The following is a 25,440-nucleotide window of genomic DNA, read 5'->3' on the forward strand; positions in this document are numbered from 1 at the left end:
AATACCTTGGGCGCAGGGAAGGTTTCAGCCTGCACACACTTGGCGGTCGGCGCTGCCCGCCCGCGCCGCCCGCATGCCCCTTCCAGACCCTCGATCACGCCGCCCGGAGGCCGCACGCATGCCACAGACGACGAACGAACAGCACGCCGGGGAACTCCCCGATCCGCGGCCGCGCAAGGCGGGCGGCGGGGTCGTCCCCGTGCTCGCCTTCGCGGGTATCACCGTCGCGGTGATGCAGACCCTGCTCGTCCCCGTCATCAAGGACCTGCCCGCCCTTCTGCACACCGACCCGTCGAACGCCACCTGGGTGATGACCGCGACACTGCTCGCGGGCGCCGTCTCCACCCCGATCATGGGGCGGCTCGGCGACCTCAACGGCAAGCGCAAGATGCTGCTCGCCAGTCTCGCCGTGATGGTGATCGGCTCCCTGATATGCGCCTTCACCGACGATCTCGTGGTCATGATCGTGGGGCGTGCGCTCCAGGGCTTCGCCATGGGCGCCATCCCGCTGGGCATCGGCATCATGCGCGACGAGCTGCCGCGCGAGAGGCTCGGCTCGGCGATGGCGCTGATGAGCTCCTCGATCGGGGTCGGCGGCGGCCTGGCGCTGCCCGCCGCCGCGCTGGTCGCCCAGCACTCCGACTGGCACACCCTGTTCTTCGGCGCGGCCGGTCTCGGTGTGCTGTCGATGGCGCTCACCGTCCTGGCCGTTCCGGAGACCACGCTGCGCGCCCCCGGCCGCTTCGACCTCGTCGGCGCGTTGGGTCTCTCGCTCGGACTGGTCTGCCTGCTGCTGCCCATCACCAAGGGCAGCGACTGGGGCTGGACCTCGGGCAGCACGCTCGGACTGATCGCCGCCGCGCTGGTGATCCTCGTCCTGTGGGGCCTGTTCGAGCTGCGCAGCCCGGCCCCGCTGGTCGATCTGCGGACCACGGCCCGGCGCGAGGTGCTGCTCACCAACCTCTCCTCGATCATGGTCGGGGTCGCCTTCTACGCCGTCTCGCTGGTCCTGCCGCAGCTGCTCCAGCTGCCGACGTCGACGGGGTACGGCCTCGGGCAGTCGATGGTGGTCGCGGGGCTGTGCGTGGCGCCGCTCGGTCTGACGATGATGTTCGTCGCCCCGCTGTACGCCCGGCTCTCCGCCCGCCGGGGCCCCAAGGTCTCGCTGATGCTCGGCATGCTGATCATCGCGATCGGTTACGGGGCGGGGCTGGGGCTGATGAGCGCCGCCTGGCAGACCGTGGTGATCGCGGTGATGCTCGGGGCCGGCATCGGGCTCGCGTACTCCTCGCTGCCCGCGCTGATCATCGGGGCCGTCGATCCGTCCGAGACCGGTGCGGCCAACGGCCTGAACACCCTGATGCGGTCGATCGGCACGTCGGTGTCGAGCGCCGTGATCGGCATGGTGCTGGCGAACACCTCGGTGCGCGCGGGCGGGGTGCCGCTGCCCTCGATGGAGGGGTTCCGCATCTCGTTCCTGATCGCGACGGGCGCGGTGGTGATCGGGCTGGTGCTGGCCTCGTTCCTGCCGTCGCAGCGCGACGCGATGCGCCCGGCGCTGCTGGCGAGCAGCGACGAGGACGCCCCGGCCCCGGTGCCGGGCGCCTCCCGCCCGGTCGCCGGTTCGGGCGGCTTCCGCGGCCGGGTGCTGGACGCGGACGGCGCCCCGGTGGCCCGCGCCAATGTCACGCTGATCGACCACCGGGGCCGACAGGCCGGTCTCACCGTGGCGGACGAGGAAGGCCACTACACGCTGGCCGCCCCGCACGGCGGCAACTTCGTGCTGGCCGGTTCGGCCACCGGGCACGCGCCGAACGCCCGCCCGGCCGCCTACCCGGGCGACGGCCTGCCGGTCGACGCCGATCTGGTGCTGGGCGTCAGCGCACCGGAGCGTCGAACCGCGGTGTCGTCATGAGCAGATGAGAGACGTCCGACCCCACCGCGAGCTCCTGCGGCTGCGCGCCGCGGGTGAACAGCCGGGCGGGTCGGGCGCCCTGCACCCGGGCCTGGCGTCCGTCGACCCGCAGCCATGACCCTTCGCGCAGGCCGAGCACCGGCACGTCGTTCTCCTCCAGGAATTCGGTGAGCCGCTCCTCGCGGGTCTCGCCCTTGTGGGTGCTGGCCGGGTCCGGGTCCAGATAGTGCGGGTTGATCTGGAACGGGACGAGGCCGAGCGTCTCGAAGGACGGCGGCTGCACGATGGGCATGTCGTTGGTGGTACGCAGGGTGGGCGCCGCCATGTTCGTCCCCGCGCTGGCCCCCATGTACGGCAGCCCGTCCCGCACCGCCTCGGTCACGGCGTCCCGCAGACCGGTCCGGTACAGGGCGCTCAGCAGCCGGAAGGAGTTGCCGCCGCCGATGAACACGGCGTCGGACGCGGCGAGTTCGGCGACCGGGTCGGCGTTCTCATGGACCCCGCGGACGCTGATGCCGGAGGGTGCGAGGGCCTCGCGGACGCGTGCGGTGTACGCGGTGTAGTCGGCGAGCGCGTAGGGGACGAAGGCCAGCCGGGCGCCGGAGGGCAGGAACGCGGTGACGGTGTCGAGAGCGTGCTCCAGATAACCGCGGCCGTGCTGGGTGGAGTTGGAGAGCAGCAGCAGATTCATGGGGTTCCTCTTGGTTCTCTTCCGGTTCATCGGTCGGTACGGGGGCGACGGGGGCGGGACTTCGGACGCTGCGGGGGGTGGGTGAGCCGCCGCTCCAGCAACTGGGCCGCGTGGCGCAGCGCGTCGAGCCGGTCCTGCGGCGCGCCCTCGAAGAGTTCCTCGGCGCCGCCGAGGCTGAGGCTGCCGTACGGTTCGCGCCCGAGGAAGACCGGTACGGCAATGGTCGCGATGCCGGTGTCGTACTCGCCGACCGTCCAGGCGTACCCCTGGGCGCGTACCTTGAGGAACTCCTCCTCCAGCCGGTCCGGGTCGGTGACCGTCCGGTCGGTGAAGCGGGCCATCGGGCGGCCCCGGAAGAGCCGGTGGCGCTGCTCGTCGGGCAGGTATGCGTAGTACGACTTGCTGGTCGCTCCGGCGTGCGCCGGGTAGAGCTCGCCGACCAGCGGGTAGTAGCGCAGCGGCCCGGCCTCCCCTTCCTCCGCGGCGACGCACCGCATGTGGAAGCTGTCCGGCAGGCAGAACAGGACGGTGTCGCCGGTGACCCTGCGCAGCTCCTCCAGGACCGGTCCGGCCAGCAGCTCCAGCGATCCGGAGCGCTCCCAGAGCCTGCCCAGGCGCAGCACGGCGGGGCCGATGCGGTAGCGGCGGGTGACCGGGTCGGAGACCAGGAAGCCGCGCCCGGCAAGGGTGGCGAGCAGCCGTTGGGCCACCGAGGTGTCCCAGCCGAACTCCTCGGCGACCTCGGTGACGCCCCAGTCGGGTCTGGTCCGCTCGAAGGCGAGCAACACGAGGAGCGCCCGGTCGACGGTTTGCAGGGCTCCGGCGGGGGTGCGCCGGTCCAGATCGAAGTCCGCCATCGTCATCTCACCATTCAGACCTGAATTGCAAATAACGGGAAACAGTTGCGTTCAACGCTATCCGATCCCGAATGTGGCCTCAGCACCCCGCCCCGCGCTTCCCCGTCGAGGGCCTGTCCGGCCCTGATCTGCCGGACGGCCCTAGCGCCGGCCCGGGTGTCCGGATGAGCGAGAAAGGCCCCCCATGTTGAAGTACGTGCTGGACATCGTCGATCTGCTGGACGATCCCCAGGTCAATGGCAAGACGGTCGTCGAGTACCTCGACTCCGTGAGCGGGACCGAGGGCTCGTCCGCGAAGGTCACCACGGTCGTCGGCGAGCAGGGCTCGACGGACTTCGTGATGGTCCGTATCCCGGGCGCCCGAGGGCGTACGTCCGGGGGCAGTGCCCGCACGCTGGGCGTGGTGGGCCGGCTCGGCGGCATCGGCGCCCGGCCCGAGGTGACCGGCCTGGTCTCCGACGCCGACGGCGCGGCCTCGGCCATCGCCACCGCCGCCAAGCTGCTCGACATGCGCCGCCGTGGCGACGTACTGCCCGGCGATGTGATCGTCGCCACCCACATCTGCCCGAACGCGCCGACCGAGCCGCACGACCCGGTGCCGTTCATGGGCTCGCCCGTGGACATCGCCACCATGAACCGCCACGAGGTGACCGGCGAGATGGAGGCCGTGCTCTCCATCGACACCACCAAGGGCAACCGGATCATCAACCACAAGGGCCTCGCCCTGTCGCCCACCGTCAAGGAGGGCTGGGTGCTCCGGGTCAGCGAGCAGCTCGGCGAGCTGCTGGCCGTGGTGACCGGTGAGCCGTTGGTCACGTACCCCGTGACCACACAGGACATCACCCCGTACGGTAACGGGGCACACCACATCAATTCGATCCTTCAGCCCTCCACCTCGACGGCCGCCCCGGTCGTCGGTCTGGCCATCACCTCGGCCGCCGCGGTGCCGGGCTGCGGTACGGGCGCGAGCCACGAGGCGGACATCGCGTCCGCCGCCCGCTACGCCGTGGAGGTCGCCAAGGCCTACGGCAGCGGCCAACTGGACTTCCACGACGCGGTGGAGTTCGACAACCTCGTCAACCGCTACGGGTCGCTGGCACACCTGCAGACCTTCGGCCGCACACCCCAGGAGTCCTGATGGCAGCCACCCCGCAGGCCGGGGCCGCGGCCCCCGAGGCCAAGGCCATCGGCAGCGACGACTACTCGCTGTCCCGCGTCCCGCGCGACAAGCGCTTCGGCTTCTGGTCGATGCTGCTCCAGTGGCTGGCCCAGTCCGGCTCGATCTCGCAGTTCACCCTCGGCGCCACCATCGGCGTCGGCATGACCTTCGGGGACGCCTTCCTCGCCTTCACGCTCGGCGCGGTGATCCTGGAGGTCGTGATCTTCGCGATCGGCCTGGCCGGTATGCGCGAGGGTCTGGCGACACCGATGCTGACCCGCTGGGTCGGCTTCGGCCGCAACGGCTCGGCGCTGGTCAGCTTCGTCATCGCGGTCAGCCTGGTCGGCTGGTTCGGCGTCCAGAACACGATCTTCGGCAACAGCGTCTCGGCGCTGGTCGGCGGCCCGTCCTGGATGTGGTGCGTACTGGCGGGCATCGCCATCACCGCACTGGTGATCTTCGGCTTCAAGTACATGGCCGCCTTCGCCAAGATCGTCACGCCGCTGTTCTTCGCGATGGTCGCCTGGTCGGTCATCTCGACGCTGAAGGACCACTCGTTCAGCGAGCTGATCCACTCGCCGCCGCCCGGCCAGACGATCCCGCTCGCCGTCGCCGCCACCGCCATCGCGGGCGGCTACATGACCGGCGCCATCGTGTCCCCGGAGATGACGCGGTACAACCGGAAGGGCTCGCACGTCTTCCTGCAGAGCGCCTCGTCGATGATCCTCTCCGAGTACATCGTCGGCCTGACCGGTGTGCTCCTGGGCCACCTGGTGAAGAGCAACGAGGTCTCGCACATCGTGCTCTCCACCTCCGGCGCCTTCGGCGTCATCGTGGTCCTGATGTCCACCGCCAAGATCAACGACTGGAACCTGTACGGCTCCTCCCTCGGCGTCGTCAACTTCTTCCAGGTCGTCTTCGGCAAGCGGCTGCACCGCGGCGCGGTCACGATCGTCCTCGGCATCGCGGGCACCGCCCTGTCCGCGGTCGGGATCATGACCCACTTCACCGAGTTCCTCTCGGTCCTCGGCGTCGCCATCCCGCCGATCGGCGGCATCATCGTGGCCGAGTACTGGGTCGTCAAGCGGATGCGCAAGCCGCTGGACGAGACCCGGGAGTCGGAGACCCTGCCGAAGTCCTCGCCGACCTGGGTGCCGATGTCCATCGCCATCTGGATCGCGGCGTTCTGCGTCGGCAAGTTCTACGACGGCGGCATCCCGGCCCTGAACTCGCTGGCCACCGCCTTCATCCTGTACAGCGTCCTCGGCCTGCTGGGCTGGGTGAAGCCGTACGGCACCTCCACCCTGGACGACGAGGACGACGCCGCCCCCGCCGCCCGCGCGACAACCCCTGTGGGAGCAGCATGACCCCCCTCGACCCCACCGCCCCCTCCCTCGTCCCGGCGTCCGCCGAGGCCCAGGACGAGGTCATCGAACTCTGCGCCGAACTGATCAGGTTCGACACCTCCAACCCCACCAGCAACGAGCGTGCGAGCGCCGACTGGGTGGTGGGCCGCCTCGCCGAGGTGGGCATCGAGTCCGAGCTGGTCGAGTCCGCCCCGGGCCGCGCCAGTGTCATCGCCCGGATCGCGGGCGCCGACCCGGAGCGCGGCGCCCTCCTGGTCCACGGCCACCTGGACGTGGTCCCGGCCGACGCCTCCGAGTGGCAGGTCCCGCCGTTCTCCGGCGAGATCCGCGACGGCTACCTCTGGGGCCGCGGCGCGATCGACATGAAGGACACGGTGGCCGTCATGCTGGCGACCGCCCGCCACTTCGCCCGCACCGGCACCAGGCCCTCGCGCGACCTGGTCCTGGCCTTCCTCGCCGACGAGGAGGCGGGCGGGAAGTTCGGCGCCCACTGGCTGGTCGAGCACCGCCCGGAGCTGTTCGCCGGGGTCACCGAGGCGATCGGCGAGGGCGGCGGCTTCTCCTTCGCCATCGACGACACCCGTCGCCTCTACCCGATCGAGAACGCCCAGCGCGGCATGGCCTGGATGGAGCTCACCGCCACCGGCCGGGCCGGCCACGGCTCGTCCCCCAACGACGAGAACGCGGTCACCGACCTCGCCGAGTCCCTCACCCGGATCGGCCGCGAGACCTTCCCCATCCGGCTGATCGAACCGGTCCGCGCCCTGCTCGAAGAGGCCGCCCGCCTCTACGGTGTCGAGTTCGACGAGAACGACATCGAGGGCAGCCTCGCGAAGCTGGGCCCGGTCTCCGACTTCATGCAGGTGGTGCTCCGCAACTCCGCGAACCCCACCATGTTCGACGCCGGCTACCAGACCAACGTCATCCCCGGAAAGGCGACCGCCCGGGTGGACGGCCGCTTCCTGCCCGGCCACGAGCAGGAGCTGATCGACACCATCGACAAGCTCCTCCTCCCCTCGGTCAGCCGCGAGTGGGTCAACCACGACATCGCGCTGGAGACCACGTTCGACGGCCCGCTGGTCGACGCCATGTGCGAGGCCGTGCGCGCCGAGGACCCGGACGGCCACCCCGTCCCGTACTGCAACCCGGGCGGCACCGACGCCAAGGCCTTCACCCACCTCGGCATCCGCTGCTTCGGCTTCAAGGGCCTCAAGCTCCCGCACGACCTGGACTACGGCCGGCTCTTCCACGGCGTGGACGAGCGCGTCCCGCTGGAGGGCCTGCGCTTCGGCGTCCGGGTCATGACCCGACTCTGGCAGAGCTGCTGACCTCCATATCGCATCCCTGCCAGGGGCGCCCCGACCCGGGCTCACCCCTCGTACGCCCCCGCCGCACACGCATCGCGTCCGGCGGGGGCGTACGTCATTGCGCCCGGAACCGGTGCTGTCCCGCTGCTCGCGCATCACGCAGAGGCTGCGCCGACGCAGAACTCGTTGCCCTCCGGGTCTCCCAGCGCACGGAGCTAGGGTGCGTTTCAGAAGTGGATCTTGACGTGTGTGCTGGAACTCCCCGGAGCTGGTTCATCCGGATCTAGTTCGTCAAGAACCGTCACCGGGACGTGAACCATGCGGCGAGCCCGCTACCTGTGGTCGTGGCGAAGGCTGCCATCAGCCATCCGGGGATGCGCTGGATCGTCAAGTGCGCCCCGCCGATGCGGAGTTCGATTGCGGGGCTGCGTTCGGTCTTGGGCGTCATGGCTGCCTCTCGTGTGTTGGTGGACCTCATTACAGACGCCCGGCAGGCGCTCGACTTGCACACTTTGTGCAAGTTTCCGGAGCCGCCCGTTCCGTGACGTCGTAGGAAGCGATGAGACCACCACGTCGGGGCCGTTTGTTCACCGCTGTGAACACACGTTGTCCCAGCAGGTCGATATCCCACCAATCGGAACGACGCTGACTTGCAACACGCGCAGGGTGGCAGCCAATTCGGCTGGAGAGCCGGAATCGCAACTCACTGAGGTTAGGAGAACCTGACGTGCCCCGTAGGCCCCGCCCGCCGTGCTCGGTACCCGGTGCCCCGAGTTGACTGCCCGTGGTGGCCGCTGCGCTCGGCACCAGAGGGAAGCGGACAAGGATCGTGCGTCACGTGGTGGCGCTGTCGACACAACGCGGTGGCAGCGCATCCGTGGGACGTACCTGTACGCCAACCCGCGGTGTGTCCTGCGCGGTCGCGCGGCGAACGTGGCAAATCACTTCCCGCTGTCTCGGCGCGAGTTGATCGCGCGGGGTGAGGCGAACCCGGATGCGGCGAAGCATCTTCGCCCTCCGTGCGTGACGTGTCACAACGGCGAGACCGCGCGCAATCAGCCGGGCGGATTCGCTGCTGAGGTTCGCTCTCGGCATGAAGCGTCTGAGCGTCCGCCGTTCTGACCAGGGGGTGACCCCGCCCCTCTCGCTGCTGAGCGGCAGGGAGGCAAAAAGCTCGCGCCGCAGCTACCGCCCTTTGCGCGGGGAGGCTCCGCGCTGTCCACATGACCGACTCACGGCCTATGGGAGGGGTGAGGGAATGGCAGACCCGATGCGTAAGACACCGCCGCTGCAGGTGATCCGCGAGGGCAACCCCGGCAAGCGCCCCGTTTCCGAGGGTGTGCGGGTTCCGACCGCCGAGCTGTCCGAACCGGACTGGACGGACACGTTCGCGGACGTGCCCGGAGATCAGTGCGCGGTGAACGCCCGTTACCGGGAAGTCGCTTCACGCGAGTGGCGCAGGGTCGTCCCGGTACTGGAGTTCACGGCCGGTATCGGCGCCGTGGATACCGCCACACTGACGGATTACTGCATCTGTGTTGCCCGTATCGACCAGTGCGAGCGCCCCAACTTGGGGCGTGGCGGGGCTCTCGCTACGCCGGGACTAGCTCGGGCCGAACCGTCTCGCGTGCGCGCTCGTACAGGGCTTGGGCGTCATGGTTCCGGGCGTGGGGGCGAATGAGGTTGAACATGTCCGTCATCCGCTTGTCGATGCGCCCCGAGTTGACCAGCGGGTAATCGTCCAGCGCGAGCCCCCACGTTTGGCACGCGGCTTCGAGATGTCCCACAGCCAGTTGCCGCTCGGCGAGGATCGCCCGCTCCTTGACGCGAGTACGCCGGTAGACGCTGTCTCGAAGCCTGTCCGACTCCTGCATGGCAGCAACAGCGCCGTGCACGTCGCCCATTTCGAACCGGACCTGGCTGGTGTGGTAATTGAGTGATGCGGGGGCGTACGAGCCGAACGCCTTCCCACGAGACTCCGCCTTGTCCATGGCGACTTCGGCCTCCTTCAAGTAGACGAGCGCGGAGCGCCGGTCGCCGACCTGTGCGGACGCATGTGCCTGCTGGCCGGCGAGAAAGGCACGCATTCGCGGACCGGCCTGGGGAGAGGAAGCCGCCGCAGCATCCGCGAGCCGCATGGCCATCGGCCCTTGTCCCAGGTCCACCGCCTGCACGCTCATGCCCCGAAGCGTGGTGCAGTACGTAAGGTGGTCCTCCGACGCTCCCGCAAGCTCCAGTGCTTTCAGGTAGTAGCGCTGTGCGAGCCCGTGCAGACCCTCGTCAACCGCCATGTATCCGGTGAGGTAGCAGAGATCGGAAGCCGCGGACATCATGGCTTTGCGTACGTCCTCGGGGCCGTCCGTCCTGAGGAACGGAGCGACCGTGTTCACCAGGAAGGTTGCGGCGAGGGGGCGAGCAGTTCGGCCTCCGAACTGGTCGTCCATTGACGAGAGCTGCTCTGTCATGGCAGAAACCGTGTGCACATCGGACATGCCGATGCGGGTCCGGCTGCCTATCTGCGCAGCTTCCATGCGCCCCACCACGTCCGGCCAGTTAGGCACTGTCAGTGCGACGGAGAACAGAGCGACGCTGAGCACACTGCGGCGGGAGGGGTCCATGTCCAACCGTCCGAGATCAATGATCCCGTCAACCGTGCTGGACGGTGTTGCCTCCGTCCCGTCCTCGGGATCTGGGAAGCCGACTTCCGCATACGTGACGGGCCGCCCGAGGCGCCGGGCGAACGCTTCCAAGATCAACGGCCGGGCATCCTCGCGCGGCACGCTCCCGCTCAACCACTGGTGAACGGAAGGCGCATGGTACTGCTTCGGGGTGCCGCGCTCAGTCCCAACCCGGTTGATCGCTTGCGCGCACTGCCGCAGCGTCCATCCAGTCTCGCGGAACAGCCGCTCCAGTGCTGTGTTCGCCTCGCTGGTGCCCACGGTCGTTCAACTCCCCACGCACGACTGCGTTAAGCGCTTAACGCTCTTAATCCTTGTGCGCTTCACAACAGTACCGCCGGGGGTGATTACGCGGTTGCCTAGAGCGAACAGTCGGGTTCGCAGCGGAAGGAACAGGCGAGTGAATGCAGAGCCGGTACCGCCCTCCGAGGGGGCGCTGATGCGGGACACGAGCCGTAGCCGAATCGGAGAGTTCCGTGGGCTCGCCGGCCCGTACTGGTCGCTGCGGCCGGTCGGTGGTGGTGCCGAATGGGAAACCGAGCCCGAGTGGGTTCGCGCACTGACCCCCGCCGAACGACTCAGCGTCGAGACCGCTTTGCGGAATCTCAGAAGCAGCCGGGGCGGGCTGTGAGCACGGCTCCCAACGTGCCGAAACAGTTCCTGGTCGAAGTGCACGCGGGCGACGACCGTCTATCTCGGCGGAACCCTCACGGCGACTCCGCGGCTTGCGCTCCGGTGACTCCAGGGACAAGCCGACCGGCTTGCGCACGGGCTGGGCCCGGATCCTGCCGACAGTCCGTGGATTCCCTCGGTCGTGTTACGGCCGGTGCCCCGTCCGTGCGCGACGCACCCACCGAGTTACGTGCGTGGGCCGACGACGACGAGCGCCAGGACGACGCATTGCACCAGCTCGCCACGGGGGCCAAGTTCGAGTTCGTTGCCAGGGACAGGACCGGTTGGTATGGGCTCACCGCTCGCCCCTTGCTCATACCGGAGTCCATGCAGGCACCGGCCACGCTGACCAGCGCCTAACCCCCACCAGACCCCGCCCGGCTGCCCCCATGTCAAAGGGACGGTGGCAGTCGGGCGGCTCCACCCGGCAGATGAGAGATCAGGCAGACATGGGTAGCCCCAGTTTCAACCAGCGCCCCCGAATCCGACGTACGCCCGCGGAAGTGGCGGCAGCCCGAGAAGCCGCGGTTGCGGCCCGAGACGAGCTGATCGCCAAGTACCGGAGCGGGACGACGATGAAGGAACTCGCCTCTGGGTCGGGCGTGGATCGCGATTGGCTCCGTGCGCGCTTCGTGGAGTGGGGCGAGTTGATCCGGAGTGGTCACAAGTCGTGACCCATGTTCCGGCTTGCTCGCCTCCCCTTCCGTAGCCCACCCCACAACTTCCGTCATCGGTGGGGACTTCCCAAGGCTCCGGACCGCTCACGCCCGGCAGCTCATCCGATGGCGGCTCGCTCGACTCCGTGTGACGGCGGAGAGCGGAGCGAGCATCCCCGCCCCCAACCGGGGCCGGATTCGGCACGCAGAAAGACGCGACCAGTGTTCAAGAAGTCCAGCCCCACCGTGGCGGCGGTGAGGAAGGAAGCCAAGCGCAGTACGGGCGGGGAGCCGACCACCCCCGGCGACAACCAGGCAGCAGCACAACGTAAGGCGCTGCTGCACGAAGTCCCTGTGGACATTCGCCAGCAAGGGCGGAGGGAAGCGACGCAGGACAGCGCGGCCGACCGGCCCCGCTCCAACTAGCCCGGCGGGAAAGCAGCCACTTTCCCGCCGGACCGTGCACCCGAGGACCCACCGACACAGAAGAGGCGATCACTCATGGCAGCAACAACTTTATCGGCGCTCCGGTTCGCATGGCTGGAGGTGACCGGGCTTTGTCAGGAGACCTGTTCACACTGCTACGCGGACAGCGGACCCAAGGGAACGCACGGGACCATGACCGTGGCCGACTGGTTGAGCGTGATCGATCAGCTTGCCGACATGGGCACGGTGGCGGACGTGCAGTTCATCGGCGGGGAACCGACCCTGTACCCGAACCTGCCCGAGCTGATCGAGCACGCGCACGGGCGAGGGCTCGGCATCGAGGTGTTCTCGAACATGGCGCACATCCGGGACGCTCTGTGGGACGCGTTCACGCAGTACGGCGTCAAGCTCGCCACGTCGTACTACTCGGACACCGCCGCCGAGCACGACCAGGTGACCGGGCTCCGCGGTTCGCACCGCAAGACGCGCGCCAACGTCGAGAAGGCTTTGAAACTCGGCATCGCCATGCGGGGCGGGGTTGTCGCGGTGCGCAGCGGACAGCGTGTCGAGGAAGCGGCGCAGGACCTGGTGTCGCTCGGCGTTCCGCAGGTGGGCGGGGATCGGACCCGCGCGTTCGGGCGGGCCAGTCAGGGGGCCGCGCCCACGATCGAGGATCTGTGCGGGCACTGCGCACATGAGAAGTGCGCCATCGGTCCCACGGGCGACATGTGGCCGTGCGTCCTCGGGCGGTTCCTCACCATGGGCAACGTCAAGGCCACTCCCGTGGCCGAGGTCTGGAACGGCGCACAGGCAGCGGAGGTCACTGCGGACATCGCGGCCGTGCACGGAACCGGAGTTCAGTCGTGCACCCCGCCGCAGTTCCTTCCCATGTGCGGCCCGTGTGGGCCCTGCGTCCCTTCCGTGGGGCACTGTGACCCACGAGAGGCAAGCAACGCGGGGGCGTCTGCCATCGGCGCACCCGCCTGACAGGTACAGGAGACAGCGAACATGCACGATCACGGAGACGACTTCGGCGCGTGGTGCGGAGATGCGGGAAGCGCCACCGTACACCGGAGCGAGGAGGAGTGGCTTTCCGTAGCACGGTACGTCCGGCACGCCGCTGGCAAGCTGCTGCCGCAACCCCTGCCGCTGTGCCTGCCCGGCGAACCGCAGCAGTGCGGACGAGCTGCACAGCAGCACGTGTTGGCATGGGGCGCCGTGCTCAAGGCTGCCGCGCAACACGTGATCGAGGATGCCTCGCCGGCTCCTGCACACGCGCACTACACGGGACACACCCTGTACCAGCGTTCCTTGGCCGAGCTGCGAGGACAGACCGCAAGCCCGAACGGGCCCGAGAACGGGAACGGGTAGCGCCCGCGCGAGAGCGGTCCGCCTGTCTGGTACTGGAAGCAAGTAGGCGGACGACCCCGACCGGACAAGCCTTGGTAGGGACAGGCGTGCCCCTCCCCGCCCTGGTCCGCCCCGCGAGATGTGAGCCAGTCCGATCATGACGGACTGCTGTCTTTCAGGGGTGCCGCGCCTTCGCCCGCGCGGTGAGGGAACCGAGCCCTGTCCGTGCTGCCTTCACATGGTGCATGGGCGGGGTACGGCTGGGACGTCGTGGAAGTCCGACCGGGCCGCGTCCAGGTACTGCCGCACCTCGGGGCCGAAGTGCTGCTCGCCGATCCCGTCGCCGCTGGGGATCGACCAGGCCAGCCCCCGGGAGTCGAGGAAGCCGTTCACCGCGGACAGCTCCTCGATGTGCCGCGCGAGCTAAAGCGGGGCTGCGGCGCCACCGTCACCAGGCCGTCGGCCTCCGGGGAGCGCGGGGCGGCCGCGCCCCCCGCCGACTCCTTCGGCGGGGGCGTACGGCACGATGGGGCGCCGTCGAACGCGTACCCGTCCCCACCAGGAGGAACCCGTGCCCGCCGAGTCCGTCGTCGAGCCCGCGCCCGAGATTCTCGCCGCCTTCCAGGCCGCCAGGGGCTTCATGCCGGTGGTCGAGGGACTCGCGCTGTACACGGCCGCCACCGGGGCCGCCGCGCTGGGGCTGCCGATCCTGGAGGTCGGCACGTACTGCGGGCGCTCCACGATCCTGCTCGCCGATGTCGCGCGGGCGGCCGGTGTGACGGCCCTCACCGTCGACCACCACCGCGGCAGCGAGGAGCAGCAGCCCGGCTGGGAGTACCACGACCCGACCGTGGTGGACCCGGAGGTCGGCCGGATGGACACGCTGCCGACCTTCCGCAGGACCCTGCACGCGGCAGGCCTGGAGGACCACGTCGTGGCGCTGGTCGGACGGTCCCCGCAGGTCGCGGCGGTCTGGGGCGGGAAGCTGGGCTTCGTCTTCATCGACGGCGGCCACACCGACGAGCACGCCAACGGCGACTACGAGGGCTGGGCCCCGCATGTCGCCGAGGGCGGGCTGCTGGTGATCCACGATGTGTTCCCGGACCCCGCGCACGGCGGCCAGGCGCCGTACCGCGTCTATCTGCGGGCGCTGGCCTCCGGTGCGTTCACCGAGGTGTCCGTGACGGATTCGCTGCGGGTACTGCGGCGTACCGGAACCGGCATCTGAGGGCGGCCGTCCGAGGGCCCCGATAGCATCGCGTGGTGCCGTACGACGAGAGTGTTCCCCCCACCCGGCGCCGCCGGTCCCTGCTCGCCGCCACCGCGTTCGTCGCCGTGTGCCTGACCGCCGCGGGCTGCGGCGCGGGCGACGTCGTCGGCGGGGCGCAGGCCGAGCCCCGGCAGGGCGGCAGCGGTACCTCTGCCCCGCCACCGTCGAAGACCGCTCCGGCGCCGGAGAAGACGTCCGCCTCCCCCACCCCGTCCGCGAAGCCGTCGAAGTCCACGGGCGGCGGGGCCACCGGGCCGCTGTCCGGGAAGACCGTCGTCATCGACCCCGGGCACAACCCGAACAACCACCTGCATACCCGCGAGATCAACCGCCAGGTGGACATCGGCACCACGCACAAGGAGTGCGACACCACCGGAACGTCGACCAACTCCGGTTACGCGGAAGCACAGTTCACCCTCGATGTCTCGCACCGGCTGCGCACCCTCCTCCAGAAGCAGGGCGCGAAGGTCGTGCTGACGTACGACAACGACCGCGCGTACGGGCCGTGTGTCGACGAACGGGCCCGGATCGGCAACGAGGCGCGGGCCGATGCCGTGGTGTCGGTGCACGCGGACGGCTCAGCGGCCGGCAACCGCGGTTTCCATGTGATCCTCCCCGGGCCGGTGCGGGGCGGGGCTGCGGACACCTCGAAGATCGTCGAACCGTCGCGCGACCTCGGCACCCGGATCGCGGGGCTATTCGTCCGCGCTACCGGAAGTGCGCCTTCCAATTACGTCGGTGGCAATACCGGATTGGACATTCGCAAGGACCTGGGCGGACTTAATTTGTCGACCGTGCCCAAAGTGTTCATCGAATGCGGCAATATGCGTGATCCGAAGGATGCTGCCCTGCTCACCAGCGCGGGCTGGCGTCAGAAGGCGGCACAGGGGATTACCGACGGCATCAGCAGCTACCTCAACGGGTAGCAAGAGGTAGTTCTGAGGCGAAATTGGGGGGATGTGCGTCCGGCGTCCGGGCAGGGACACAACCCACCCGATCAGACGATAGATTCATCCGTACGATGGGGGCCGCGCCCCCCGAGCTTCGTGCCGTGCCCGCCGCACCCGTGCAGGCGGCAGCGACGACCGCCCCGACGAGACGATCGACTAAGGACCTTCACGTGAATATCCGCTCCCTCACTCGAGGCGACGGCGTGGTGATCGGAGCAGCGGTCGTGCTGTTCATCGCCTCTTTCCTCGACCTCTACGGCTTCGACTGTCCTGCGGGCATCAACTGCTCCCGCTACAACGCCCCGAACGCCTGGGACTCGCTCGGGCTCCTGATGAGCGTCTACCTGGCCGGGATCATCGGAGCGGCGCTGGTCATCGTGGGCCGCGCCACCCCGGGCCGCAAGGTCGTCGGCTTCGACCTCGGTCAGTTCGGTGCCGCGCTCAGCATCTTCGCGGTGTGGACGGCCTTCTGGACGATCATCGACGGCAGCAACACGGGCGCCGGGCTGATCCTCGGCCTGCTCGCCACGATCGTGCTCGCGGGCGGCGCGGTCGCCACCCCGCTGGTCCCCGCGCTCAAGGCCCCGCTGGTGAGCGCCTCGGGCCCGAGGGGCGTGCAGCCCCCGTACGGCGGTCAGCCGCAGCCCGGCCAGGGATACGGCTACCCCGGTGCCCAGCAGCCGTCGTACGGCGGCCAGCCGGGTCAGCAGCAGCCCTACGGTGCCCAGCCGCAGCCCGGTCAGCCGCAGCCCGGTCAGCCGCAGCCCGGTCAGCCGGAGCCGCAGCCCCAGGCGGGTGCCCAGCAGGCCCCCGCCGCGGGTGCGCCGACCGGTGACTTCACCCCGTTCTGGTTCGCGGTGCCGGTGGCCCGCCCGCTGTACGGGGAGGACGGTTCGCCGTCGCCGATCGCCGAACTGGCGCCCGGCACCTGGTACCTCGCGGTGGAACAGCGCGGTCCGGGCCTCATCGCCCAGACCCAGGACGGCCGTCGCGGTGTGCTCCAGGACACCACGGGCATCCAGCGCGGCTGATCCCGCACCCCACGGCAGTACGAGAGCGGCCCTCCGCCCCTTCCGGGCGGGGGGCCGCTGTCGTACCCTCCGTCGTGCGTCACATGGCTGACGCTTCGTCAGAAATGCTGGGAGGCGGCGGAGATGAGGCTCGGACTCGCGCTCGGGTACTGGGGTCGCGGCCCGGACCCCGCCCATCTGGAGCTGGCCCGGCGGGCCGAGGAGCTGGGGTACGCGTCGGTGTGGACGGCGGAGGCCTGGGGGTCGGACGCGTTCACCCCGCTGACCTGGATCGCCGCGCACACCTCCCGGATCCGGCTGGGCACCGGCATCGCGCAGATGGCGGCGCGCACCCCTACCGCGACCGCGATGCACGCCCTCACCCTCGACCATCTCTCCGGCGGCCGGATGATGCTCGGCCTCGGGCTGTCCGGGCCGCAGGTGGTGGAGGGCTGGTACGGGCGGCCGTTCCCCACGAGCCCGCTGACCGCGACCCGGGAGTACGTCGACGTCATCCGCCAGGTGCTCCGCCGCGAGGCCCCCGTCGAGCTGGCCGGCCGGTTCCACTCCCATCCGTACGACGGTCCGGACGCCACCGGCCTGGGCAAGCCGCTGAAGCCGATCACCCATCCGCTGCGGGCCGAACTCCCCGTGCTGCTCGGGGCGGAGGGTCCGAAGAACATCGCGCAGACGACACGCATCGCCGACGGCTGGCTGCCGTTGTACTGGTCGCCGCTGCGCACCGACGTGTACGAGGCGTCGCTCACCGATCTGCCCGACGGGTTCATGATCGCGCCGATGGTCCGTGCGCAGGTCTGTGACGATGTCGCCGAGGGGCTACTGCCGGTGAAGGCCACGCTCGGCTTCTACATCGGGGGCATGGGGCACGCGGCCCGTAACTTCCATGCCGATCTGATGGCGCGGATGGGTTTCGAGGAGGAGGCGCGGCGGATCCAGCGGCTCTTCCTCGAAGGGCGCAAGGAAGAGGCGGTGCTGGCGGTGCCCGACGCGTTCGCGGACGAGATCTCGCTCGTCGGACCGCGCGAACGGATCGCGGAGCGGCTGGAGTTGTGGCGCAAGGGGCCGGTCACCGATCTGCTGGTGACAGCACCGGACCCGCACACGCTGCGGGTGCTCGCGGAGCTCAACTAGGGCCTGGGCGCGCCGGGTCGGTGGGCCAGGTGCCGGTGTCGGAGCCGCCGGGTGCGGCGCGCTGCCAGGGCTGGGGGTCGGGGTACGTGAGGAGTTGCAGGGTGCTGCCCCACGGGGTGCGCAGATACGCGAACCGGTTGTGCTCCCCCGCCTCGGGGCCCGGCAGCGGCTGCGCCCCGGCGAGCAGCGTGGCACCCGCGGCCACGCAGTCCCGGACGGCCGCGTCCAGGTCGTCGGCGTACAGCGCCACGTGCTGCCAGCCGAAGTCGCAGGGCAGCGCCGGGGGTTCGCGGCGGGGGCCCTGGAACTCGAACAGCTCGATGCCCGGCCCGCCGCCGGGGAGGGCCAGCATCCTGATCGCCAACTGCTGGGTGCCCGCCGGGACGCCGAGCCGCTGCTCGACATCGGGTCCGCCGTTCGGTCCGTCCTGGCGGCGCAGGGCGTCGTAGAGCACCTCGGCGCCGAAGGCTCTCGTGAGGAAGAGGGTCGCGGTCTCCAGGTCGGGGACCGTGACCCCGATGTGGTCGATTCCTCGCACGCTCGTGGCCGTCATGGCTTCACCGCTCCTGTCCCGGGGCTGCGCCGACGGCCCCGTCCACCCCGGAGCGGGCCCGCTCCGGGGTCGTGCCCTCGCGCGACCAGGCCAGGAGCCGATCGGCCGGCCACGTGGTGACGACGCGTTCCGCCGGGACCCGGCACTCCTCGGCGCGGGCGCAGCCGTGGATCTGCCAGTCCAGCTGTCCGGGCGCGTGGGCGTCGGTGTCGATGGCGAAGAGGGTGCCCGCCTGGACGGCGCGGCTCAGCAGCCGACGGGGCGGGTCGAGCCGTTCCGGCCGGCTGTTGATCTCCACCGCGGTGCCCGCCTCGGCGCACGCGGCGAAGACCTCGTCCGCGTCGAACCGGGACTCCGGGCGCTTCCGGTCCGCGATCAGCCGTCCCGTGCAGTGTCCGAGGATGTTCGCCCGCGGGTGGCGGACGGCCGCGAGCAGGCGTCCGGTCATCGGGACCGGGTCCATCCTCAGCTTGGAATGCGCGGAGACCACCACGACGTCCAGCTGTGCCAGCAGCTCCTCCTCCTGGTCGAGGGATCCGTCGGGGAGGATGTCGCACTCGATGCCGGTGAGCAGCCGGAACGGCGCCCACCGCTCGTTGAGCTCGGCGACCGCCGCCAGCTGCCGGCGCAGCCGGTCCGGGGAGAGTCCGTTCGCGACGGTCAGCCGGGGCGAGTGGTCGGTGAGGACCGCCCACTCGTGGCCCAGCTCCGCCGCGGTGCGTCCCATCTCCTCGATGGGGCTGCCGCCGTCCGACCAGTCGGAGTGCAGATGGCAGTCGCCGCGCTGGAGCGCGAGGAGGTCCTCGCCGCCCTCGGCGGGCCGGGCGGCGGCCTCTTCCTCCAGCCGTGCCAGATAGCCGGGTACGTCCCCGGCCACCGCCTCCCGGATCACCTGCGCGGTCTTCGGCCCGATGCCCTTGACCGCCTCCAGCGAACCGGCCGCCGCCCGTCGGGCGGCCTCGCCGTCCGCCATCGCGGCCACCGCGTCGGCGGCTGTGCGGAAGGCGTGCACACGGTAGGTATCGGCCCTGCCGCGTTCGAGCAGGAAGGCGATGCGTTTCAGGGCGCGGACGGGCTCCATCGGCACCTCCACGGGGCCGCCGGACACTACGTGCTCTCCCCTCCAGCTTCGCGCAGCCCGGCCCGGCCCGCACAACGGGCCGGGGCCGCAGCGGACCGCGGCCGGGCGGCACCGGGCGGGCGGCACCGGGTGGCCGCTCAGCCGAACACGGAGTGCCCCAGCCAGAAGTCCAGCAGCTTCGCGTCACCCAGCACCTCGACCCGGTCGCTGTCCGCCGCCAGGCGCCGGTTGAAGACCAGCATGATGTCGGTGAGCGGGCCGCGCAGCGCCACGGTCGCCTTCTCGTGGGCGCGGCGCCAGGCGAAGCCGTCCTCGCCGAACTCGATCAGCCATTCGGCGCCCGGCGCGTCCGTGGCGTGCAGATGGATGGAGCGCCCGGCGCCGGTCAGCCCGGCCGCCCGCTCGTCGCCCGCGGCCCGCGCGAAGGCGACGATCTCCAGCCACTCCTCGATCGTGTCGGCGGCCAGCTCCGGCGCCACCTCGTACCCGGTCTTCGCGGTGAGCGCCGCGTCGGCGTGGTGGACGATCGTCTCGTGTGCCATCCGGCGTGCCCAGAAGCCCGTGCTCCGCTCCCACGCCCAGGACCACACCTCCTCGTCCGGTCCCGCGGCCCGCAGCGCCTCGGCGGTCCGCGCCGCGCCGTCCGCCAGCCAGGCGTCGAGCACGGCGGGGTCGTCGTTCCCCGGGGTGAACTCCGGTACCCGCTCCGGCGGGACCGCCTCGGTGGCCCGGGTGCGTACGATCTCGCCGACCCAGCGATGGGCGCCGCCGAGATGGACGGCGAGGTCGCGCAGGGTCCAGTCGGGGCAGGTCGGGACGGTCGCGCCGAGGTCCACGCCGAGGAGCGCGGCCCTCAACGCGTCGGTACGGGCGATGATTTCGTCGCAGTAGAGGTCATGCGCAAGTGAACTCATGCCGCGCACCCTAATGCGGTCACGGACCGAAACCCATGGGTCATCCGCCGAGTTGCGAAGTGGTGGGCACCTTGTCCTTCACGTCGGCGCCCGCGCTGCTGCCGGCCGACTTGATGTTGTTGATCACGCTCTCGAAGGCGCCGATGTCGCCCTCGCCCGCCTCGCCCTTGCGGAGCTTGCTGCCGAGCCCCTTGAGCGATTCGATGCCCGCCGTCAGTGGCGCGACCGCCTTGGACAGCAGCGGATCGCCCTTGGCGTTGGTCACCGCCGCCTTCAGCCGGTTGTAGGTGAAGCCGCCGGCGAGCCCGGCCTTGACGAGCGCGAACGTCCGTCCGTCGGCGCCCTTCTTGAACTTGCCCGCCCGGTACGGCTTCACGATCCACTGGTACGTCGCACCGGCCGCGAGCCCCGCGTTGGTGACGAACCGCGTCTTGGCGAACTTCTGCGCCTCGGCCGACGACGTACCGCTCGGGGACGCGGAGCTGCTCGCGCTGTTGCCGCCGCCTCCGCCGCACCCGGTGGCGCCCACGACCAGGGCGCAGGTCAGCAGCAGCGGGACGAGCAGACGGCGGAGCGGTACCGAACCGGTCACGGCGGAACTGGGCACAGCGGGCCTCCCTGGCCGGGCACATCGAGGCGACCTCTACGATGAGTGACGCTCTCGGCCACTCTCGGTAAGGTTCGCCCGGCCCTGGGCGGCGTGCCACTCGGGAAACGCCGTCCGGGTCTACCGCCGCCGGTGAGCCGCTAGCGGCAGCAGTCCGGCTCCAGCCCGCGCGGCAGGTGTTCGCCGCCGAAGACCTCCGCGGTCGCCTCGTCGCCGCCGAGCGCGGCGACCGCGAGCAGCAGCGATCCGGCGGTCCAGGTGGTGAGCTCCTGGGGCCAGAACGCCCGGCTGCCCTCGAAGACGTAACCGGTCCAGTACATGCCGCCCTCGGCGCGCAGATGCTGGATGGACTGGAGGATCTCCAGCGCGCGGTCGGACTCGCCCATCACCCAGAGCGCCAGGGCGAGTTCGCAGCTCTCGCCGCCGGTCACCCATGGGTTGGGCAGGACGCAGCGCACCCCGAGGCCGGGGACCACGAAGCGGTCCCAGCCCTCCTCGATCCGCTCCTTGGCGGCCGCCGCGGTGAGCGCGCCGCCGAGGACCGGGTAGTACCAGTCCATCGAGTAGCGGCTCTTGTCCAGGAAGCGTTCCGGGTGGTTGCGGATCGCGTGGCTCAGCGCACCGGTCGCCAACTCCCAGTCGGGCTGCGGCTCTTCGCGCCGTTCGGCGATGGCAAGCGCGCAGCGCAGCGCCTGGTGGATGGAGGAGCAGCCGGTCAACAGCGCGTCGTCGACGGGGGTTCCGTCGGCTTCGCGCTTCCAGCCGATCTGGCCGCCGGGCCGCTGGAGCCGCAGGACGAATTCGACGGCGGCGAAGACGGTCGGCCACATCCGGTCGACGAACGCGTCGTCGCCGGTGGCGAGGTAGTGGTGCCAGACGCCGACGGCCACGTACGCGCAGAAGTTGGTCTCCAGCGAGCGGTCGGTCGGCCGGTCCGGATCTCCGTCCTGGTACGCGGCGTACCAGGAGCCGTCCTCGTTCTGGTGCCGGGCCAGCCAGTCGTACGCACGCTCCGCGGCGGCATGCTCGCCCGCCGCGTCGAGGGCCATGGCGGCCTCGGTGTGGTCCCACGGGTCGAGGTGGTGGCCGCGGAACCAGGGTAGGGCGCCGTCCTCGCACTGCACGGCGAGGAGGGCGGCGACGGTCTCGGCGGCCTCCTCGGCGGTGAGGACTCCGGGCAGTACGAGGTGTTCGGTCTGCTCGGGAACGGTCACGCCTCGGCCTTGGTGAGGTCCTCGGCGGCGGCCACGGGCAGGTGCGGCTTGGTCGCGTACGCCACGAAACTCTTGCCGACGACCGGGTTGAGCAGCTGCTCGGCGACCCGGGTCGCCATCGGCTTCTTCATGATGTCCCAGACCAGCAGCTTGTGGTACGCGCGGACCGGCAGCGCCTTGTCGTTGTCCACCCCGAACGCGCACTTGAGCCACCAGTACGGCGAGTGCAGGGCGTGGGCGTGGTGGGTGCCGTAGGGCTTGAGGCCGACGCCGCGGATCTTGCCGAGCAGTTCGTCGGCCTTGTAGATGCGGATGTGGCCGCCCTCGACCTCGTGGTAGGCGTCGGAGAGCGTCCAGCAGACCTTCTCGGGGCCGTACCGCGGCACGGTGATCGCGATCCGGCCGCCGGGCCTGAGGACCCGGACCATCTCGGCGAGGACGCCCTTGTCGTCGGGGATGTGCTCCATGACCTCGGAGATGATCACGACGTCGAAGGACTCGTCGGGGAACGGCAGGTTGAGCGCGTCGCCCTCCAACGCGGTGGCGGTGGCGCCCTCGGGGGCCTCGCCGGCCTCCTTCATCGCGGCGAACCACTTCGCGACCTCGCGGATCTCCTCGCCGTTCTGGTCGAGGGCCACGACCTGGGCGCCGCGCCGATAGCACTCGAAGGCGTGGCGTCCTGCGCCGCAGCCCAGGTCGAGCACTCGGTCACCTGCGGCGAGCGGGAAGCGGGTGAAGTCCACGGTCAGCACGAATGCCTGCTTTCGCGGTCGAGGGGGTCAGGGGGCGGGGGCGACGGGAACGGGAAGCGGGGTCAACGTCGGCCGCCGGGGCGCGTGGCGCCGGACCGGGCGGCGATCGCCTCGCGGTAGAGGGCGGCGGTGCCGATGGCGGCCTGCTTCCAGGTGAAGCGGGAGAGCACCCGGTCGCGGCCCGCGGCACCGAGCCGGGCGCGCAGCTCCGGGTCGCCGAGCAGCCGGGCGAGCGCGTCGGCCAGTGCCCCGGCGTCGGCGGGCGGGACGGCCAGGCAGGTCTCGCCGTCCGGGCCCGCGACCTCGGGGATCGCCCCGCCGGTGGTGGCGACGAGGGGGGTACCGGTGGCCATGGCCTCGGCGGCGGGCAGCGAGAAGCCCTCGTACAGCGAGGGGACGCAGGCGATCTGGGCGCCGCGCACCAGGTCGACGAGTTCGGCGTCGCTGATGCCCTTGACGAACTCGACGGCGTCCCGGAGTCCGTGCCGCTCTATGGCCTGGGCGACGGGCCCGTCCTCGGCCCGCTTCCCGACGACCACGAGGTGCGCCTCCGGGTTCCCGGCACGGAGCTTGGCGAGTGCGTCGACGAGGTGGACGAGGCCCTTCAGCGGCACGTCGGCGCTGGAGGTGGTGACGATCCTGCCGGGCACCTCGGCGACCGACGGGTCGGGCGACCAGAGGTCGGTGTCCGCGCCGATGTGCACGACGTGGACCCGGTCCTGGCGCACCCCGAGGTGGTCGACGATCTCCTGCTTGGAGGAGCCGGAGACGGTGAGCACCGACGGCAGCCGGCGCGCGACCCGCTTCTGCATGCGGGTGAAGCCGTACCAGCGGCGTACGGAGGCGCGCCTGCGGCGGGTCTCGGCGGCGTCCAGGTCCAGCTGCCGGTCGACGGTGATGGGGTGGTGGATCGTGGTGACGAGCGGGGCGCCGAGGTCCGCCAACAGCCCGTAGCCGAGCGTCTGGTTGTCGTGGATGACGTCGAACTCGCCGCGCCGGGCGGCGAGATGGCGGCGGGCGCGCAGGCTGAAGGTGAGCGGCTCCGGAAAACCGCCGGTCCACATGGTGGCGACCTCGGCGGCGTCGATCCAGTCCCGGTACTCGCCGCGCTTCGGGGTGCGGAACGGGTCGGGCTGGCGGTAGAGGTCCAGGCTCGGCAGCTCGGTGAGCGGGACGCCCTCGTCGAGCACCGGATAGGGCTGGGCGCCTATCACCTCGACACTGTGCCCGAGGCGGGCGAGCTCGCGGGCGAGGTGGCGTACGTAGACGCCCTGGCCGCCGCAGAAGGGGTTGCCCTTGTAGGTGAGGAGTGCGATGCGCAACGGACGGTCGTCGGCGGCGCCGGACGTGTCGCCGCCCGTGCGGGGGCCCGACTCTATGGCCTCAGCGGTCACACTCGGCCCCCTTCTCACTGCGTTTTCGCCGGAGCGTAACCGCTCACGCTAATCTAGAACAAGTTTCAGACTGGATCGTTCAATGAGCTACGAATCTACCGGCAGGTAGCGTCGGTGCAACGGCCGGATCAGGTGATTCGCGCCACCACCGGGCACGCTGGCATGCTGTGCGCCCCCGGGAGACCGAGCGCCTCCCTCCGGTCGCGGACAGAAGCCATGGATGGGGACACATGACAGCGGAAGCCAAGCCGGCATCGCCGCCCCTGACCGAACGGCAGGAGGCCCGCCGCCGCCGCATCCTGCACGCCAGCGCCCAGCTCGCCGGCCGCGGCGGCTTCGAGGCGGTGCAGATGCGCGAGGTCGCGGAGGAGGCCGGGGTCGCCCTGGGCACGCTGTACCGCTACTTCCCGTCCAAGATCCACCTGCTGGTCGCCACCATGCAGGACCAGCTCCAGCACATGCACACGACGCTGCACAAGCGCCCCCCGGCCGGCCAGGACCCGGCGCAGCGGGTCGCCGACACCCTGATGCGGGCGTTCCGCGCGCTCCAGCGCGAGCCTCATCTGGCGGACGCGATGGTGCGGGCGCTGACCTTCGCCGACCGCAGCGTCAGCCCGGAGGTGGACACCGTCTCGCGGATCACGACGGCGATCATCCTGGACGCGATGGGGCTGGAGCATCCGACGCCGGAGCAGCTGTCCGCGGTCCGGGTCATCGAGCACACCTGGCACTCGGCCCTGATCACCTGGCTGTCGGGGCGGGCGTCGATCGCCCAGGTGAAGATCGACATCGACACGGTGTGCCGGCTGATCGACGTGACGAAGCCGTCGGACGCGGCCTAGCACACCCGGGGGCCACTCCGCAGCGTTTTCATCACATACCTCTCACCGTTCCGACCGAAAGGGCCACAAGCCGCTCCTTATCATGGTCATGACCAGCACCGATGGAGAGGAAGTCATGACTGACCAGTCAGGCATTGCAGGCGGCGCGACGGGGACGCAGGCCCCGGGCGGACCGGGATACGGTGCCCAGCCGCCTGCCGGATACGGGTACCCCGGTGGTGCCGCGCTGCCCAGCGGCAAGGCGACCGCCTCGATGGTGCTCGGCATCCTCGGCCTGCTGCTCATCCCGATCATCCTGCCGATCATCGCGCTCTGCCTCGGTATATCGGCCAAGCGCATGGCGGACCGGGGCCAGGGCGGCGGCCGGGGCCAGGCGGTCGCCGGCATCGTGATGGGCAGCGTCGGCATCGCGTTCGCCGCGCTCGGCATCATCGTGGCCACGGTCCAGGGCATCAGCGCGATGTGACGGGCCACCGCCCAGGACCCGCGCACCGCGTACCGGCCGTGCAGGGGAACCGTACGATCCGGTTCCCCTGCACGGCTTTCGCTTTCCGGGCCCATGTGCGGCCCCCACATGCGCACCGCACCAGGTGGGGTGCCCTGCACCATGTCGACGGCGGCAC

Annotated in this window: 26 protein-coding genes; 14 read left to right on the forward strand and 12 right to left on the reverse strand. The window is 70.6% G+C overall.

Translation table 11 applies throughout. The features are described from left to right. Positions 1-118: 118 nt before the first annotated feature. Positions 119-1,915: an MFS transporter gene (locus ACFVX4_RS01775; RefSeq protein WP_389970873.1), complete on the forward strand. Its 1,797-nt coding sequence runs from the start codon at positions 119-121 to the stop codon at positions 1,913-1,915. On the opposite strand, the gene pepE is transcribed toward ACFVX4_RS01775, so the two are convergent. After that, positions 1,878-2,606, reverse strand: coding sequence for a dipeptidase PepE (pepE, locus tag ACFVX4_RS01780; protein ID WP_385334346.1), 729 nt, complete (start codon positions 2,604-2,606; stop codon positions 1,878-1,880). The two genes, ACFVX4_RS01775 and pepE, sit on opposite strands and share 38 nt — an antisense overlap. A 26-nt stretch (positions 2,607-2,632) precedes the next feature. Continuing rightward, positions 2,633-3,463, reverse strand: coding sequence for an IclR family transcriptional regulator (locus ACFVX4_RS01785; RefSeq protein ID WP_389970876.1), 831 nt, complete (start codon positions 3,461-3,463; stop codon positions 2,633-2,635). 184 nt (positions 3,464-3,647) lie between these two features. On the opposite strand from ACFVX4_RS01785, the gene ACFVX4_RS01790 reads away from it, so the two are divergent. From ACFVX4_RS01790 to ACFVX4_RS01800, 3 genes are read left to right on the forward strand one after another with little or no spacing between them, the layout of a single operon-like run. Continuing rightward, the gene (locus ACFVX4_RS01790; RefSeq protein ID WP_389970879.1) at positions 3,648-4,601 is read left to right on the forward strand and encodes a DUF1177 domain-containing protein; all 954 of its coding nucleotides are present in this window, start codon (positions 3,648-3,650) and stop codon (positions 4,599-4,601) included. Further along, the gene (locus ACFVX4_RS01795) at positions 4,601-5,989 is read left to right on the forward strand and encodes a cytosine permease (protein WP_389970882.1); all 1,389 of its coding nucleotides are present in this window, start codon (positions 4,601-4,603) and stop codon (positions 5,987-5,989) included. The genes ACFVX4_RS01790 and ACFVX4_RS01795 overlap by 1 nt, the downstream gene beginning before the upstream one ends. Further along, positions 5,986-7,317, forward strand: coding sequence for a M20/M25/M40 family metallo-hydrolase (locus ACFVX4_RS01800; RefSeq protein ID WP_389970884.1), 1,332 nt, complete (start codon positions 5,986-5,988; stop codon positions 7,315-7,317). The genes ACFVX4_RS01795 and ACFVX4_RS01800 overlap by 4 nt, the downstream gene beginning before the upstream one ends. Before the next feature lie 280 nt (positions 7,318-7,597). On the opposite strand, the gene ACFVX4_RS01805 is transcribed toward ACFVX4_RS01800, so the two are convergent. Together ACFVX4_RS01805 and ACFVX4_RS01810 are read right to left on the reverse strand one after the other, a co-directional pair. Continuing rightward, a complete protein-coding gene (locus ACFVX4_RS01805; RefSeq protein WP_389970887.1) occupies positions 7,598-7,744 on the reverse strand; it encodes a hypothetical protein in 147 nt (48 codons plus the stop codon). 1,144 nt (positions 7,745-8,888) lie between these two features. Beyond that, positions 8,889-10,235, reverse strand: a complete 1,347-nt coding sequence (locus ACFVX4_RS01810) for a tetratricopeptide repeat protein (protein ID WP_389970890.1) — start codon at positions 10,233-10,235, stop codon at positions 8,889-8,891. 178 nt (positions 10,236-10,413) lie between these two features. Here ACFVX4_RS01810 and ACFVX4_RS01815 point away from each other — a divergent pair, with 178 nt between their 5' ends. The 4 genes from ACFVX4_RS01815 to ACFVX4_RS01830 all read left to right on the forward strand — a co-directional run bounded on the left by ACFVX4_RS01815 (position 10,414) and on the right by ACFVX4_RS01830 (position 13,099). Then, on the forward strand, positions 10,414-10,605 hold the full coding sequence (locus ACFVX4_RS01815; RefSeq protein WP_266425903.1) for a hypothetical protein: 192 nt from the start codon (positions 10,414-10,416) through the stop codon (positions 10,603-10,605). A 919-nt stretch (positions 10,606-11,524) separates the two neighbouring features. Further along, positions 11,525-11,728, forward strand: coding sequence for a hypothetical protein (locus ACFVX4_RS01820; protein ID WP_389970892.1), 204 nt, complete (start codon positions 11,525-11,527; stop codon positions 11,726-11,728). A 75-nt stretch (positions 11,729-11,803) separates the two neighbouring features. Further along, the gene (locus tag ACFVX4_RS01825; protein ID WP_389970895.1) at positions 11,804-12,715 is read left to right on the forward strand and encodes a radical SAM protein; all 912 of its coding nucleotides are present in this window, start codon (positions 11,804-11,806) and stop codon (positions 12,713-12,715) included. Positions 12,716-12,736: 21 nt separating this feature from the next. Then, entirely contained in the window at positions 12,737-13,099 is a 363-nt protein-coding gene (locus ACFVX4_RS01830) for a hypothetical protein (RefSeq protein WP_389970898.1), read from the forward strand. A 213-nt stretch (positions 13,100-13,312) separates the two neighbouring features. On the opposite strand, the gene ACFVX4_RS01835 is transcribed toward ACFVX4_RS01830, so the two are convergent. Further along, a complete protein-coding gene (locus ACFVX4_RS01835; RefSeq protein WP_389970901.1) occupies positions 13,313-13,471 on the reverse strand; it encodes a hypothetical protein in 159 nt (52 codons plus the stop codon). A 247-nt stretch (positions 13,472-13,718) separates the two neighbouring features. On the opposite strand from ACFVX4_RS01835, the gene ACFVX4_RS01840 reads away from it, so the two are divergent. The 4 genes from ACFVX4_RS01840 (at position 13,719) to ACFVX4_RS01855 (ending at position 17,460) form a co-directional block, all read left to right on the forward strand. Continuing rightward, the gene (locus tag ACFVX4_RS01840; protein ID WP_389972054.1) at positions 13,719-14,306 is read left to right on the forward strand and encodes a class I SAM-dependent methyltransferase; all 588 of its coding nucleotides are present in this window, start codon (positions 13,719-13,721) and stop codon (positions 14,304-14,306) included. A gap of 35 nt (positions 14,307-14,341) precedes the next feature. Next, positions 14,342-15,274, forward strand: a complete 933-nt coding sequence (locus tag ACFVX4_RS01845; protein WP_389970904.1) for an N-acetylmuramoyl-L-alanine amidase — start codon at positions 14,342-14,344, stop codon at positions 15,272-15,274. Positions 15,275-15,468: 194 nt separating this feature from the next. Then, a complete protein-coding gene (locus ACFVX4_RS01850) occupies positions 15,469-16,329 on the forward strand; it encodes a DUF5336 domain-containing protein (protein WP_389970907.1) in 861 nt (286 codons plus the stop codon). Positions 16,330-16,452: 123 nt separating this feature from the next. Then, on the forward strand, positions 16,453-17,460 hold the full coding sequence (locus ACFVX4_RS01855) for an LLM class F420-dependent oxidoreductase (RefSeq protein ID WP_389970910.1): 1,008 nt from the start codon (positions 16,453-16,455) through the stop codon (positions 17,458-17,460). Here ACFVX4_RS01855 and ACFVX4_RS01860 read toward each other — a convergent pair. The 7 genes from ACFVX4_RS01860 to ACFVX4_RS01890 all read right to left on the reverse strand — a co-directional run bounded on the left by ACFVX4_RS01860 (position 17,453) and on the right by ACFVX4_RS01890 (position 23,975). Next, positions 17,453-18,013 (reverse strand): VOC family protein, encoded by a 561-nt coding sequence (locus ACFVX4_RS01860; protein ID WP_389970913.1) that lies wholly within the window; start codon positions 18,011-18,013, stop codon positions 17,453-17,455. The genes ACFVX4_RS01855 and ACFVX4_RS01860 overlap by 8 nt on opposite strands. A gap of 4 nt (positions 18,014-18,017) precedes the next feature. After that, positions 18,018-19,094, reverse strand: a complete 1,077-nt coding sequence (locus tag ACFVX4_RS01865) for a PHP domain-containing protein (RefSeq protein WP_389970916.1) — start codon at positions 19,092-19,094, stop codon at positions 18,018-18,020. A 137-nt stretch (positions 19,095-19,231) separates the two neighbouring features. Continuing rightward, entirely contained in the window at positions 19,232-20,008 is a 777-nt protein-coding gene (locus ACFVX4_RS01870) for a maleylpyruvate isomerase family mycothiol-dependent enzyme (protein ID WP_389970919.1), read from the reverse strand. A gap of 40 nt (positions 20,009-20,048) precedes the next feature. Beyond that, entirely contained in the window at positions 20,049-20,600 is a 552-nt protein-coding gene (locus tag ACFVX4_RS01875; RefSeq protein WP_389972056.1) for a hypothetical protein, read from the reverse strand. A 155-nt stretch (positions 20,601-20,755) separates the two neighbouring features. Next, positions 20,756-21,829 (reverse strand): prenyltransferase, encoded by a 1,074-nt coding sequence (locus tag ACFVX4_RS01880; RefSeq protein ID WP_389970922.1) that lies wholly within the window; start codon positions 21,827-21,829, stop codon positions 20,756-20,758. Beyond that, complete coding sequence (locus ACFVX4_RS01885) at positions 21,826-22,581, reverse strand: class I SAM-dependent methyltransferase (protein WP_389970925.1); 756 nt, start codon at positions 22,579-22,581, stop codon at positions 21,826-21,828. The genes ACFVX4_RS01880 and ACFVX4_RS01885 overlap by 4 nt, the downstream gene beginning before the upstream one ends. 62 nt (positions 22,582-22,643) lie before the next feature. Further along, entirely contained in the window at positions 22,644-23,975 is a 1,332-nt protein-coding gene (locus ACFVX4_RS01890) for a glycosyltransferase family 4 protein (RefSeq protein ID WP_389970928.1), read from the reverse strand. A 230-nt stretch (positions 23,976-24,205) separates the two neighbouring features. Between ACFVX4_RS01890 and ACFVX4_RS01895 the strand changes: the two genes are divergently transcribed. Both ACFVX4_RS01895 and ACFVX4_RS01900 read left to right on the forward strand, forming a co-directional pair. After that, on the forward strand, positions 24,206-24,817 hold the full coding sequence (locus ACFVX4_RS01895) for a TetR family transcriptional regulator (protein WP_389970931.1): 612 nt from the start codon (positions 24,206-24,208) through the stop codon (positions 24,815-24,817). 115 nt (positions 24,818-24,932) lie between these two features. Continuing rightward, entirely contained in the window at positions 24,933-25,283 is a 351-nt protein-coding gene (locus ACFVX4_RS01900; protein ID WP_389970934.1) for a DUF4190 domain-containing protein, read from the forward strand. The last annotated feature ends 157 nt before the right edge of the window (positions 25,284-25,440 follow it).

This window comes from Streptomyces sp. NPDC058240, assembly GCF_042882135.1.
Classification (GTDB): domain Bacteria; phylum Actinomycetota; class Actinomycetes; order Streptomycetales; family Streptomycetaceae; genus Streptomyces.

What these genes read in the sequence shown, in the direction of transcription:
- ACFVX4_RS01865 (WP_389970916.1), bottom strand. Translation starts at nt 19,094, where the DNA reads ATGGAGCCCGTCCGCGCCCTGAAACGCATCGCCTTCCTGCTCGAACGC.
- pepE (WP_385334346.1), bottom strand. Translation starts at nt 2,606, where the DNA reads ATGAATCTGCTGCTGCTCTCCAACTCCACCCAGCACGGCCGCGGTTAT.
- ACFVX4_RS01860 (WP_389970913.1), bottom strand. Translation starts at nt 18,013, where the DNA reads ATGACGGCCACGAGCGTGCGAGGAATCGACCACATCGGGGTCACGGTC.
- ACFVX4_RS01795 (WP_389970882.1), top strand. Translation starts at nt 4,601, where the DNA reads ATGGCAGCCACCCCGCAGGCCGGGGCCGCGGCCCCCGAGGCCAAGGCC.
- ACFVX4_RS01800 (WP_389970884.1), top strand. Translation starts at nt 5,986, where the DNA reads ATGACCCCCCTCGACCCCACCGCCCCCTCCCTCGTCCCGGCGTCCGCC.
- ACFVX4_RS01895 (WP_389970931.1), top strand. Translation starts at nt 24,206, where the DNA reads ATGACAGCGGAAGCCAAGCCGGCATCGCCGCCCCTGACCGAACGGCAG.
- ACFVX4_RS01870 (WP_389970919.1), bottom strand. Translation starts at nt 20,008, where the DNA reads ATGAGTTCACTTGCGCATGACCTCTACTGCGACGAAATCATCGCCCGT.
- ACFVX4_RS01785 (WP_389970876.1), bottom strand. Translation starts at nt 3,463, where the DNA reads ATGGCGGACTTCGATCTGGACCGGCGCACCCCCGCCGGAGCCCTGCAA.
- ACFVX4_RS01830 (WP_389970898.1), top strand. Translation starts at nt 12,737, where the DNA reads ATGCACGATCACGGAGACGACTTCGGCGCGTGGTGCGGAGATGCGGGA.
- ACFVX4_RS01815 (WP_266425903.1), top strand. Translation starts at nt 10,414, where the DNA reads ATGCGGGACACGAGCCGTAGCCGAATCGGAGAGTTCCGTGGGCTCGCC.
- ACFVX4_RS01790 (WP_389970879.1), top strand. Translation starts at nt 3,648, where the DNA reads ATGTTGAAGTACGTGCTGGACATCGTCGATCTGCTGGACGATCCCCAG.
- ACFVX4_RS01900 (WP_389970934.1), top strand. Translation starts at nt 24,933, where the DNA reads ATGACTGACCAGTCAGGCATTGCAGGCGGCGCGACGGGGACGCAGGCC.
- ACFVX4_RS01775 (WP_389970873.1), top strand. Translation starts at nt 119, where the DNA reads ATGCCACAGACGACGAACGAACAGCACGCCGGGGAACTCCCCGATCCG.
- ACFVX4_RS01855 (WP_389970910.1), top strand. Translation starts at nt 16,453, where the DNA reads ATGAGGCTCGGACTCGCGCTCGGGTACTGGGGTCGCGGCCCGGACCCC.
- ACFVX4_RS01805 (WP_389970887.1), bottom strand. Translation starts at nt 7,744, where the DNA reads ATGACGCCCAAGACCGAACGCAGCCCCGCAATCGAACTCCGCATCGGC.
- ACFVX4_RS01825 (WP_389970895.1), top strand. Translation starts at nt 11,804, where the DNA reads ATGGCAGCAACAACTTTATCGGCGCTCCGGTTCGCATGGCTGGAGGTG.
- ACFVX4_RS01840 (WP_389972054.1), top strand. Translation starts at nt 13,719, where the DNA reads ATGCCGGTGGTCGAGGGACTCGCGCTGTACACGGCCGCCACCGGGGCC.